This window comes from Pigmentibacter ruber (assembly GCF_009792895.1).
GTDB classification, from domain to species: Bacteria; Bdellovibrionota_B; Oligoflexia; order Silvanigrellales; family Silvanigrellaceae; genus Silvanigrella; species Silvanigrella rubra.
Map to the genome: position 1 here is coordinate 1333025 of NZ_WSSC01000001.1, position 13183 is coordinate 1346207.

The 13183-nt window shown below is 25.4% G+C and carries 13 protein-coding genes; 9 read left to right on the plus strand and 4 right to left on the minus strand.

The genetic code is table 11. The features are described 5' to 3' along the window. Positions 1-201: 201 nt before the first annotated feature. From GOY08_RS05500 to GOY08_RS05515, 4 genes are all read left to right on the plus strand, one after another. Entirely contained in the window at positions 202-1248 is a 1047-nt protein-coding gene (locus tag GOY08_RS05500; protein WP_158997861.1) for an extracellular solute-binding protein, read from the plus strand. Between the two features lie 34 nt (positions 1249-1282). Beyond that, on the plus strand, positions 1283-2848 hold the full coding sequence (locus tag GOY08_RS05505) for an ABC transporter permease (RefSeq protein ID WP_158997862.1): 1566 nt from the start codon (positions 1283-1285) through the stop codon (positions 2846-2848). Further along, positions 2841-3893 (plus strand): ABC transporter ATP-binding protein, encoded by a 1053-nt coding sequence (locus GOY08_RS05510; RefSeq protein WP_158997863.1) that lies wholly within the window; start codon positions 2841-2843, stop codon positions 3891-3893. The genes GOY08_RS05505 and GOY08_RS05510 overlap by 8 nt, the downstream gene beginning before the upstream one ends. A gap of 169 nt (positions 3894-4062) precedes the next feature. Beyond that, positions 4063-5040 carry an alpha/beta hydrolase gene (locus GOY08_RS05515; RefSeq protein WP_158997864.1) on the plus strand — a complete coding sequence of 326 codons (978 nt, stop codon included), beginning with the start codon at positions 4063-4065 and terminating at the stop codon, positions 5038-5040. 132 nt (positions 5041-5172) lie between these two features. Here GOY08_RS05515 and GOY08_RS05520 read toward each other — a convergent pair whose 3' ends face one another. Next, positions 5173-5994 carry a hypothetical protein gene (locus tag GOY08_RS05520; RefSeq protein WP_158997865.1) on the minus strand — a complete coding sequence of 274 codons (822 nt, stop codon included), beginning with the start codon at positions 5992-5994 and terminating at the stop codon, positions 5173-5175. A 330-nt stretch (positions 5995-6324) separates the two neighbouring features. On the opposite strand from GOY08_RS05520, the gene GOY08_RS05525 reads away from it, so the two are divergent. Next, positions 6325-7173 (plus strand): substrate-binding periplasmic protein, encoded by an 849-nt coding sequence (locus GOY08_RS05525; protein WP_158997866.1) that lies wholly within the window; start codon positions 6325-6327, stop codon positions 7171-7173. A gap of 67 nt (positions 7174-7240) precedes the next feature. Here the strand turns inward: GOY08_RS05525 and GOY08_RS05530 are convergent, their stop codons facing one another. Continuing rightward, entirely contained in the window at positions 7241-8131 is an 891-nt protein-coding gene (locus GOY08_RS05530) for an ATP-grasp domain-containing protein (protein WP_158997867.1), read from the minus strand. 271 nt (positions 8132-8402) lie between these two features. Beyond that, positions 8403-10457 (minus strand): aldo/keto reductase, encoded by a 2055-nt coding sequence (locus tag GOY08_RS05535; protein WP_158997868.1) that lies wholly within the window; start codon positions 10455-10457, stop codon positions 8403-8405. Between the two features lie 285 nt (positions 10458-10742). Here GOY08_RS05535 and GOY08_RS15610 point away from each other — a divergent pair, with 285 nt between their 5' ends. The 4 genes from GOY08_RS15610 (at position 10743) to GOY08_RS05550 (ending at position 12629) form a co-directional block, all read left to right on the plus strand. Next, positions 10743-10877 (plus strand): hypothetical protein, encoded by a 135-nt coding sequence (locus GOY08_RS15610; protein WP_268892489.1) that lies wholly within the window; start codon positions 10743-10745, stop codon positions 10875-10877. 10 nt (positions 10878-10887) lie between these two features. Then, positions 10888-11529 (plus strand): lysophospholipid acyltransferase family protein, encoded by a 642-nt coding sequence (locus tag GOY08_RS05540; RefSeq protein WP_158997869.1) that lies wholly within the window; start codon positions 10888-10890, stop codon positions 11527-11529. A gap of 70 nt (positions 11530-11599) precedes the next feature. Then, complete coding sequence (locus GOY08_RS05545; RefSeq protein WP_158997870.1) at positions 11600-11842, plus strand: monooxygenase family protein; 243 nt, start codon at positions 11600-11602, stop codon at positions 11840-11842. Positions 11843-11906: 64 nt separating this feature from the next. Beyond that, positions 11907-12629: a substrate-binding periplasmic protein gene (locus tag GOY08_RS05550; protein WP_158997871.1), complete on the plus strand. Its 723-nt coding sequence runs from the start codon at positions 11907-11909 to the stop codon at positions 12627-12629. A 41-nt stretch (positions 12630-12670) separates the two neighbouring features. Here the strand turns inward: GOY08_RS05550 and GOY08_RS05555 are convergent, their stop codons facing one another. After that, complete coding sequence (locus tag GOY08_RS05555; protein ID WP_158997872.1) at positions 12671-13009, minus strand: putative quinol monooxygenase; 339 nt, start codon at positions 13007-13009, stop codon at positions 12671-12673. Between the last annotated feature and the right edge of the window lie 174 nt (positions 13010-13183).

Below are 13183 nucleotides of genomic sequence, written 5' to 3' on the forward strand. Positions count from 1 at the left end.
CTTTCTATTTGTTTTATTATCTTATAAACTAGTACTATTTTTTTTAGAAAATCGCAATTATTTTATGCTAATATAAAATTTTAGAAAAACTAGGCTAACATTGTTGATAATGATAACCATTTTCATTATATCTGATTTAGTTTTGTAGACCAATGTTTGTCTTACAAAATCATTCAACAATTAAAAACTTAAGGATAGTTTATGAAAGAAAATAAAAGATTTTTTAAATTCTCACTTTTTTCATTTATCATTATAAATTTATTTCCAAACGTAATTTATGCTACAGAAAAAGAAAAGGTAGTTAATTTATACACTTCAAGACACTATGGAGTGGATAATGATCTATTTAAAAAATTTGAGTCAGAAACAGGAATTAAAATAAATCAAATTCAAATTAAAGAAGCAGCTCAATTGATTGAAAGAGTAAAAATTGAAGGCAAAACAAGCCCTGCAGATGTAATAATTACGGTTGATATTGGAAATGCTTGGAAAGCAGAAAAGTCTGATTTATTTCAATCAGTGAGTTCTTCTAAACTTAAAAATTCTGTACCAAGAAATTTAATTGGACCAAACCAAATGTGGTATGCAATTACTTTACGCGGAAGAGCTATAGTTTATGATAAGTCAAAAATAAAAGAAAATGAAATTCAAAATTATGAAGATCTGGCAAAGGAAAAATTTAAAGGAAAAGTTTTAGTAAGGACTTCAAACCATGTCTATAATCAATCCCTAGTAGCATCTTTAATTAGTGCAAACGGAGAGCAGGAAACTGAGAGTTGGGCAAAAAAAATAACTGAAAATTTAGCAAGAAAACCAGAGGGAGGTGATATTGACCAAATGAAAGCAATTTCACAAGGTAAAGGAGAAATTGCAATAGTAAATACATATTACTATGCTCGTCTTTTAAAATCACAAAATTCTGAAGAGCAAAATATAGTAAAAAATTTAGGTGTTGTATTTCCAAATCAAAATAATAGAGGAATGCATATAAACGCTAGTATAGCTGGTGTTGCAAAATATTCAAAAAATAAAGAAAATGCAATTAAATTTATTGAATACTTAGTAAGTCAAGACGCACAAAAAATGCTTGCAGAAATGAATAATGAATATCCTGTTAGAACAGATGTTGAATGGAATCTTGTGTTAAAAAATATGGGTAAGCCTAAATTTGATACAATTAATTTATCTAATTTAGGAGAAAACACTCCAAAAGCTATTCATATATTAGATAAAGTTGGATGGCGTTAATATTTGAGTCTGAAAAAATACATTTGGAGATTTTGTGAAATTAATTTTATTAATTTTTATTTTGATTTTTATAATTCCTATTTTTTCAATATTATTTTACTTATTTCCAATTGATCTTGAAATATGGAAACATTTAAATTCAACTGTACTCTCAACATATATTTGGAATTCAATGATATTATGTCTGTCAGTTGGTTTGATAACATTATTATATGGGGTTTCTTTGGCTTGGCTAATCACATTTTATCAATTTCCTTTAAAGAAATTTTTGGAATGGGCTATCATACTTCCTTTTGTTTTTCCTTCATATATTCTTGCATATATTTATTACTCACATAAAGATAAATTTATTGAATTAAATTCTTATATAGCAGCTATATTTATTATGAGCCTTTCTTTTTATCCATATGTTTATTTATTTAGCAGAAACGCATTTGCTGAAATTTCACCAAATTTAATCAATGCAGCAAGAATATTTCAAAAATCAGAATTAAAAACATTTTGGAAAATAATTTTTCCTCTTTCCCAGCCAGCAATATTTTCAGGAACAATACTTGTCTGTATTGAAGTACTTGGTGATTTTGGAACCGTTGACTTTTTTTCTATAGATACGTTAGCTACGGGAATTTATCGAACCTGGTTTGGATTAGGAAGTATCAAAGGGGCAATTCAAATTTCTCTTACTTTATTTTCAATAATAGCGTTAGCCATTTTTATTGATCAATACTTGAAAAGAAAAAAGAAATTTTATCAAAATCAATTTTTAAATGCAAAAAAAAGTGCAAAAAAATTAAATTTAATTTATTCGTTATTAGCAATTTTTTATTGCACATTTCCTATATTAATTGCATTTGTTATACCTATATCAATATTATTGTACAATACCTTTCAAATTGGATTTAAAAATTTTGATAAAGAATTTTTTGAAATTATATTTAGATCCTTTTTTATATCATTTAGTGGAGCAATTATTTGCATTATATTAGGTTTTACTTTTAGTTATTCAAGTCAAATAAAATTGAATAAATTAATTAATATATTTCCTAAATTTATTTCTCTAGGATATGCCATACCTGGATCAATTCTTTCTATTATAGTGCTTAGTAATTTAAAAAATTTAGACGAATTTATTTTATATTTATCAATGAATATTTTCAAAAATGAAAATATAAATAATATATTTACAAGTAGCATTATTGCTTTATATTTTGCATATTCAATAAAATTTTCTGCTATTTCATTTAATAATTCTGAATCAGCAATGAAAAGAGTCTCCCCTAATTTATTTTGGGCCTCAAAAATTTTAGGATATTCAAATAAAAATACTGCAGTAAAAATATATTTCCCTCTTGTTAAAAGTTCACTTATTACTTCATTTATATTAATTTTTTTAGATATCCTTAAAGAACTACCTGCTACGATGATATTAAGACCTTTTAATTTTGAGACAGTTGCAATTAAAACTTATAATCTAGCTTCTGATGAAAGACTAAAAGAATCTTCACCTTATGCATTAATTATTGTCATTTTAGGAATATTTGCTTTATATTTTATAACTAAATTTAACATATATCGCTTGAAAGAAAATAAAGATGAATAACCAGTTAATTTTAAATATTAAAAATATTTCTCATAAGTACAAAAAATCTTTTACTTTGGAAAATATTAACTTTCAAATTTTTAAAGGTGAAATTATTAGTATTTTGGGTCCTTCTGGATCTGGTAAATCAACTTTATTGAAAATTATATCTGGTATTGAAAAAATTAAGAGTGGAGAAGTGTTTCTGGAAAATAAAGTATTAACTAGTGCATCTATTCATTTAGAACCAAATAAAAGAGATGTAGGTTTAGTATTCCAAGACTTAGCTTTATTTCCCCACTTAAATATAGAAGATAATATTAAGTATGGCATTTCAAACCTATCAAAATCTGAAAAATTGAGTAGGGTAAATGAAATGCTTAAGCTTATAAAAATGCTGGAATATTCTTTTATTTATCCCCATGCATTATCAGGAGGACAACAGCAAAGAGTTGCTTTAGCAAGAGCTTTGGCTCCAATGCCAAAAGTTTTATTACTTGATGAACCGTTTTCTGGATTGGATGTAAATCTCAGGAGAGATATTCTTCAAGAAACTGTATATATTTTAAAGAAATATCAAATTACTTCAATATTTGTCACACATGATGCCAATGATGCTTTAATGATCTCAGATAAAATAATAGTTTTAAATAATGGAAAAATAGAGCAATTTGATACTCCAAAAAATATTTATAATAAACCAAAAAATTCATTTGTCGCATCTTTTTTTGGAGTCATTAATAGAATAAAAGTAACAGAAATAATTATTAAAAATTTTATGATATTAGAGAAATTATTACCGAATAAAAAAGATGTAAATACAATTTTTTTGTATTTTCGTCCTGAGTCTATAAAAATTAGACAATTAGATACTCATAAAGAATTTCTTTACTTTGAAGCAAATATTTTAAATTTCCAATATTTTGGCTCTTATATACTTGTTCATTTTTGTTCAAAAGAATTTGGAAATGTAATTGGAAAATTTTCTCCTCAAGAAGAAGTAAAAATTGGAGATAGTATTTATTTAGAAATAGATATTTGTAATATATTTTGCTTTGAAGATTGATTATCAATCAATTAATATAATTTATTTTGAAGATATTTTTAAAATAAATTTAAGTTTTTTATATTTAATTATATTAAACAATTTTTTATTGAAAATTTTAATAAATATAATAATAAATTTATGGCTAAATTAATATAGCCATAAATTTATTATTATAGAGAGAAAAAATATGAATTCAATTCTACCAATTTTATCTTTAATTATTGCAAGTGAAAGTGTATTTTTCACATATTCTGATATTTCGCATGAAAATGCATATGAAAATATTATGGATTTTATTGCGAGAGAAAGTGTAATCCCAACTTACACAAATATTCCATACGCAAATATTTCGGAATCACAAAAGTTAGATTTATATATCCCTGAAAATATAAACAATAATATTCCGGTAATTGTTTTTATTCATGGAGGTGCATTTATGTTTGGTTCTAAAACTGATCCAATTGCAAATTTTAAATATTATTTAGATAATGGGTTTGCTATTGCAAGCATTAATTATAGGTTAAGTGGTGAAGCGAAGTTTCCAGCAGCAGTTCAAGATGCTAAAGCGGCTATAAGATGGCTAAAAGCAAATGCAGAAAAATTTAATTTCGATGCATCTAAAATTGGTGTATTTGGACAGTCGGCAGGTGCAAATATTGCTTCTTTAGTTGGAACTACAGCAGGAATTTCTTTATTTGATGATCCTAATTTAGGGAATATAAATTTTAGTTCTTCTGTTAATGCTGTGACAGCAATGTTTCCTCCTGTTGATTTTTCATCAATGGATTCTATGTTAGAAAAAGTTTGTGATAAATCCAAGTTTCCAGAAAACTCTCCTGAAAAAGAATTTCATAATTCAGAAAATTCGCCTGAATCTCTTTACCTTGGTAAGCCAATTCAAACTGATCTATCCCTTGTCAAAATGGCAAATCCTGTTACTTATATAAATGAAAATACTCCACCATTTTTAATTCAAGTTGGTGATCGTGACTGTATTGTAGGAACTGAGCAATCAATTTATTTTTATAATGAACTTAAAAATAAAATTGGTGATAGAAATGCTACTCTCCATATTTTAAAAAATGCAGGGCATGGCGACCGCATTTTTGATCAGAAAAAAAATGCACTTAAAGTGATTGATTTTTTTAAAAAACATCTTAAATAGATTATTTAACTTAAATATTAATTCTTTTTTGCTATATATATTTCAATTTCACTGTTCATTTTGTATCCTCAATTTAATCCAATATGATGTTTGAAATAAAGTAAAAAATAATTAATGAAAATTTATATAAAATCATTTTTTTATAAATTCAATACTTTGTATTATTTTATAATTAATTAATGAGACATTTGTCTCTAGGAGAAAAACAAAAATACCTGTTTTTAATAAATCACCAACTTGTGCTGCAAATGGTACTAATACATGGCAAATCCCTCCAGCAGCAAGTACTATTGCATCGCCTTGTTGCTTCCATGTATTTTCTCGATTGCTTTTATTTTTAAAGAATTCTGTTAAAATAGGCGCTATAGGTTTGTCACATTCGCCTTTAGATGCACTATTTTCAAGTGCAAGAAGTTTTAAAGTACTTTGAGCAACATTTGATGGAGTATTGCTTGGTTCAGACCAATTAAATGATACGGAATATGTAGATTCTATTTCAGCAAAACTATTAATTGTATATTTAAAAGGTGAGTTTTTATCTGGACTTACTGCTATATATTCCCAACCTGTATGTGGTTCTAAATTATTAGGAGCTTTATTATTTGCAGGAATTTCTGACCATAAATAAGGTACAAGAATATGACATGTATTTTCACGAGCTACTAACATTGGATTGCCATTTTGCTGAAATTTGCAAGACTTTCCTGGACAAAATGTCGCATAGTTCTGACAAGTTTTTAATAATTCTGGTGCTGTTTTAAATCCATCATGTTGATGATAATATCTAGCATTTTTAGAGTAAAGGGATACATAATTAGAGCAGTCGTTTCCTAATGTAGAAAATATTTTTTGAATAAGAGGAGTAACATCTTTAGCGCAAGAGTTTGCTAAAGATGTTACTGTATAAGACAATCCAAATAGTCCAGTGCATACTAATGTCCAATTTTTTATCATAGTTTACCCTTATAATATAAGTATTAAGGAGTATAAATATATTTAAATCAAGAACAAAAAATACTGCTTGTAACTCTACTCTTATACATCTTTCTGAGTAAATGTCTACTTTTCCCGTTTTTCCTTTGAATAATTCTAAATTTTTATGTTACTTAAATTTTATAAAAGGTAAGCTAATTAAAAATTAATTTAATTGATTTTTATGTAATAATGATTTAAATTTTTCAAATAATCAAATATAATTTATATCTTCTTTACAAGAAAAAAAATTAAGATATAATATTAAAATACTAAATTTTTATTGAAAAATAATTAAGTTGGGATATGAATATGTTTTATAAAATATTTTTTTTAAAATTTATTATTTTATTAAGTCAGATTTTAAGTTTTGAAATATATGGAAAAAGTGTTTTACCAGAGTGTAATAGAGAATTCACAGCAAAAGTATATGAGAATGGACTTTTCTATATGGCGGATAAAAAAAGTGGAATTGATTATGATTTACTTAAAGAACTTGAAAAAAGAAGTGGTTGTAAATTTGTAATTACAGCAGAACCTAGAGCTAGAATTTGGTATGAATTAGAAAATGGTAAATTAGATTTTGCAACATCAGGTATTCCAACAACTAAGAGGGAAGAATATTCATATTTTTCTAATTTTGTTAGTTATAAAAAATCTATTTTAATAAGAAAAGAAACTAATATTAAAAGCATGCAAGACTTTATGGCAAATAAGAATTTAATTTTTGGTACAATAATATCTTATAAAGATGGGAGCAAAAAAATTGATAATATGCTAGACCTCTTAAGGCAAGAAAAAAGAGTAGAAGAGTCTACCTCCCAAGAATTAATGTATAAGAAATTAGCGACAAATAGAATTCAAGCTGTGATAGGAAGTATTTTAAATTATAAAATATATTTTGAAAAATTTCCTAACTTAAAAGATGATATTGAAATATATGATTGGTTTCCAGAAGAAAAATCAGCCAATGTAGGAATTGTTATTTCAAAGAAAACAATTAATGAAATTGAAAGACAGAGTTGGGATACCTTAATTAAGGAAATGGTTGTTGATGGAACAGTATTAAAAATTTTTAAAAAATATTTAACTGATGATGATTTCAAGAAATTAATTAATTTTAAAGTTTGGAAATGTACTATAAATTGTAACTATCAATAATAAAATGTGTTTTAAAAGATTAGTAATAATAAAATATTATTTCATTGCATGAAATATAATTGTAGTTTTAATTCATTAGTGATTTACAAAAAGCTGAAATATTTTCTGTCATATTTTCGTTTAAATATAAATAAGGTTCAATTAATTCGAGTTCAACTAAATATAATTTTCCATTATGTCTAACCAAATCAATTCTGGCATAGTTTGGGTTTAAATGATCTATAAATTTTTTTGCTTCCTTAATTTCTTCCAAAGAGGGAAAGTATGAAATATTTTTAGCACCATACAATTGATGAGCTAAAATAGAATTTATTGCTGGTTTTTTCATTATTGCGTGGGAATAATGATTGCTAAAAAAGAAAAATGAAAGTTCGCCTTCACTATTTATATCTGGAAAAAATGTTTGAATTACCAAATCCCAATTATTTAATATCTCATCAAAAAGAGCCTTTTTTTCTATCAAATCTGATTTAGAAAACTTGAATACATTTTTTCCACCCAATCCTATAGCTGGTTTAGCTACAAAATTACTATATAATGAATTTTTTTCAATTTTAATAATAAATTCATTAATTATATCTATATAATTAGTTGTCTTTTTATTAATAATAAGAACTTCGCCAATGTTTAGATTCATATCTTTTAAATCTAAAAGATATTTTTTATGTGAATTCCATATTATGAGATCTATATCGTTAACGGTTTTTTTATTATTTTTTTTTAGTTCCGATAGCATATCAATAAAATCAGAATAATTAAGCGAATAATCCCAACATCTTTTTGGTACTATTATATCATATTCGTTTTGAATTTTAGTTATATTCTTCCAATTTATAATTTCTACATCAGCTCCATTTTCTTTTAAGAATGGTTTAAATAATTTGTATTCATCAAGAAAGTCGGAGCAATTATTAATAAAAAAATCTTTATTATCAGAATCAAGTAATGCTATTTTCATTTTTTATCCTAAATATTATTGTATTTATATGGAACATATATTATATGCGAATATAAAAAGCAAGCATACATTAAAATATTTTAGTTAGAATATTTTTATATAGTAACTAAATCTTATATTTTTGGGAGAATTATGAAGAAATTTTACAAATTAAAAAAAATTAATAATATAAGTCAAGAACTTACTCTTTCTTTTCAAAAAATTTAATATACTTTTTCGTTTTGATCTAACAATTATTTTCACATTAGAAAGGTAATTATCAAGATTTTAATCATTTTACAACAGTTGGGTTCCAAGAAGTTTTAAAATTAATTTCTAATGAATTTAACTCTGCAAGATCTTTATATGTAAGATCAAAATTGAAAATATTTAAATTTTCTTTCATATGCTCTATATTTTCCGATTTTGGTATAGAACAAAAACCATTTTGATAACTCCATCTTAAGAAAACTTGAGCTGGAGTTACATTATATTTTAGCGCAATATTTGAAACTACAGGATCTTCAAAAAAGTGAGAATTTGTTAATGGTGCCCATGCACAAATAGTAATATTATTTTCAAAACAATATTTAACAATATCTTTCTTTTGATTAAAAGGAGAAATTTCTATTTGATTAATTGCAGGTTTTATAGAACAATTTTTTAATAGTTCCTCTAAGTGTAATATTCCATAATTTGATACTCCTATTGCTTTTATTTGGCCTAATTCATAAATTTTTTCTAATTCTTTCCATGCTGCTAGCCTATTTGTTGCATTATTTGGTGAATGAATCAGATATAAATCAATATATTCCATACTTAGTTTATTTAAACTACTACTAAATTCAGTTTTTACAAATTTTGGATCTACCTTTGAAGATGCAAGTTTAGTACAAATAAAAATTTCTTCACGAGGAATTTTTGAATCTTTAATTGCTTTACCAATATCTTCTTCATTTTCATAAACACTCGCAGTATCAATGTGTCTATAACCTAATTTTAGAGCATTTAGAACTGCATTATATGCTCTAAAACCAGCAGGAATTCTATAGGTACCTAATCCAATAATTGGTGCATAAGTGTTTTTTACTATTTCTTTAACTGGTATTTTTTTGGCGTTGGAAATGATTTCTGAATTTATTCGGTTTTTTTTAAAATATTTTCTAATTATAACTGGATCTTTTATGTAATCTTCAACAAATTGATTAATAATTTCTTCTGTTACATGTTCCATAGTGAAAATATGAGTAAAGTTATCATGAGAATTATCTTTACTTGGATCAACAAAAATAGGTAAATGATATTTTTTTGCAAGCATTTGAGAAGGAGCTGGTAATACCACACATGGTGAGAATTTATTATGCCATGCGTCAATATTTTTATTATTTAAAAGTTCAGTTAATATCTTTGTTTTTTCTAAAATTGCTTGTGTACGTTTTTTAAAACCTTCCATACCTACTTTTTTAATTATATTTAATGCAATAAAGGGAATAGTTCCATCTCTTGAGCCTCCAATAGTAGTATCATAAGAAGCAACACACTCAGCAAAAGGAGAACATGGAAGATTATTAATTATTTTTTTTCTTGCTAAAAATAAAGAACCAGGCATGGGGATCCCAACTCTTTTATGTAAACTTACTGATAATGTATCAATTTCTTCAATACTAAAATCTAATGACAAAGGTTGATACTCTAAAAATGGTGTAATCAATCCACCTAAAGCAGCATCTAGATGTATATGGTAGTTTTCTGAATTAATATTTGCTAATCTAATACTATTTATTAATTCTAAAATATTATCATAAGCTCCTTTATTAACTGAACCAGAGCAAAAAATAAATATATAATTTTCATTTTTTTTCTGTGTTTTTAATTTCTTAAAAAGATCTTCAGAACACATGGAACCATTAGAAAGAGTTTTTATTTTCAAAATTTGCTTACATCTTGTTATTAAAGCCGCTTTCATTATGCTATAATGAGCATCTTCTGCAAATACCAAAATAGGGTCTTGAAAACGACGCATGCCAATATGGATTCCATGCAAGTTTGAAAACGAAGATCCAGGATTGGTATAACCCCAAGCATCATTTTCAGGTAATTTAAGTAAATTAGATACAAAATGAACTAATTCTTTTTCTGCTTCAAAAGAAACCAGATGGCCACCTAACCCAGTGAATGGGTCGCCTAAATTATTAATTGTATGGCCAAGAAGAGGCCAAAAACCTTCACAATCGGAAGTGCTTTGATTGAGTTGTATCCCTAAACAATTTTTTGATTCTTCTTCAAAACTTTTAGCCAAATCTAAAGCTTTTTTATAAGTTGCAACATTTTTAATAATTTTCTCCACACTAATTTCCTCACTAAATTTATTTTTTTTATTTTAAATTATTTTCATTTAAGATTCAAAATTATATTTAGAATTTTGAATTCATCTTATCAAATATAATAAAAAGATTACCACTTTTAAAATTTAAAAATATTGGATACTTTTTTAATAAGTTAAAAAGACAGTGTTCTTGTTAACTTGTACATTTTAACAATGCTTATTATTAAAGTTTTTATAAAAGATTGAATCTAAAAAATTGCAGTGGTATAATATTCCTTATTACAGAATAAAGGTAGGTGATTTAAAATGAAAGAAGAAAATGAAAGTAAGTATTTGCGTTATTATTTAAAAATAAATAATAAAAATATGGGCAAATATATAGAAAAAGATAAAAAATATATATTACTAATAAGTGTCAGAAATAAATACTATGAATCTTAAGAATTAGAATATGCCAATCAGAATAGATTCAGCACCTTTATTAGTAAAACCATTCTTGTTAATATATGCATATGTATTAGGATACTTACAATATTTTCAATATTGGATAAATCATAAGACTATACAAATTTCATGGATAGGAAGCGAAAATCTTTCACCTAATCAAAATTATATTTTCATATTTTGGCATCGATATTTTCCATGCTATTTTTCTGCATTTTTTAAATATAAGCAACATGTTTGGATGGTTCATCCTTTATTATATATGGCGCATATGTGGCTACTTGTAAGACTTTTAGGTGTCGAAAAAATAATACCAGGATCTGCTGGAAATACTGGAATTAAAGCTACAAAGGAGCTTATAAAAGATCTTAAATCTGGATATTCAACCATGATTTGCCCAGATGGCCCCTCTGGTCCTCCACAAGTTTTAAAAAAAGGTGTACTTTATATTGCAGCTAAAAGTAAAGTTCCTATTGTTCCCCTTTATTTTACATCAAAACCGAGTTTCCAAATATGGAGTTGGGATAAAAAATTATTCCCTACTCCATTTGGAAAATTGCAGGTTAAAATCGGTGTACCTATCTGTGTTACTGAGCAGAATTTTGATGCAGTTACAAATACTCTTCTTTCCACAATGAATGATGAGTAAATTGTTTACTTAAATTATATTTATTTAGAAAAGTTTTATTGATGCAAAATAAAATGTAGAGGAGATTTTCTTGGTTATAAAAGAAAGAATGACTGCAAAGTTTAAAGGGGACTTTGTTGTTTTTTTAATTGGTATGCGTTTAAATATTGGAAATGATGATTGTGTTGGAATATGGCATGAGACATATTTAGCATCTAGTGGTTCTTATGAAAATATTTATGCTAATATGCCGCCATTTGGATTAGGTAAAGTTGGACAAATATCAATAGTAAGTAAAGAGAAAGATTCTGCTAGTCAAAAATTAGAAATTTAATTCAACTAAATACTATGCTATATTTATTGATAGTGCTTTATCTTCAATATGAAGAGGTTGTTGCATGTTAAAATTTGAAATAAAAATGATATTCATCTCCCTCATCTATTGGTACAATTCATACGCCATTGAGATAAAAGATCTTCATTTTGTTACTGAACCTTCACCAGTTATCTACTATGATGAAAAAAGTAATGAATTAAAAGGAGTTATAGGTGAAAGAATTCAATATTTAGTAAAAAAATTAAATATAAAAAGCAAAGTAGAAATCATGCCTTGGTCAAGAGCTTATTATGAAACGACAAAAAATAAAAATTTTGCAATTTTTCCTATAGCAAAAACAGAAGTAAGAGAAAAAGAATTAAAGTATTGCTGCATTATTTATAAATCTAGACAATTTTTCTTCAAGTTAAAATCGAGAAAAGATATCAAAATTAAAAATATTAATGACACAAAAAAGTATTCAATAGGTGTTGTTCGAGATGATTTTAGACAAATTTTACTAGAAAAAAAAGGTTTTCCTAAAATAGAAATAGCAACTTCTATGGATTTGAATTTTAAAAAATTTATTGGAAAGAGACAAGATTTAATAATTTTAAGTGAAAATTCTATGCTCAAGTATCTAAACCAAAATAATATGCAAATGAGTGATGTTGTAAAGTTAATTGAACTTCAAGATATTGATGTTAATAATTATATTGCTTTTAATAAAGAAATAGAAGATGAAATAATTTCTATAGTAAAAAAAACTTTAACAGATATTTATGATCCAGATAAAGACTTATAAATATAATAAAAATTTTGCAAATATAAGTCTTACTATTTTAATTAACGAACATTTCGATATGTTTTAATTTCTGGATATCCTGTTTGCATAATATCTTTCACTGCATTAAAGAATTTAGTCATATGATCTGAATTTAAATGAGCATTTAAATCATCTTGAGATTCCCATTGTTCATATAATGTAAACTCACATTTATCATTTGTTGATTCATGTAGCAAATAACAATAAGCTCCTTTTTCACTTAAAGTCAAAGGAATTATTTTTTCCATTTCCTTTTTGAAAAAATCTTCATTTCCTGGAATTACTTTTACTTTAGCAAATACAGCTAAAATTTCTTTATGAGGTTTTCCTACATTATAATTCTCATTTAGTTTTGACATGTTATAATCCTTTTAAAAATAAATAACTGAAAAACTTTCCAATTAAGGTTTTTCATTAATTCATACTTACCATTAATTTTTTTTGTTACAATGCTGAAAAAATGAAATTACTGTTAATAAAAAGTTAATAATAAAATTTTTTTGGATTAACTAATTTTTTTTATCTTAATAATA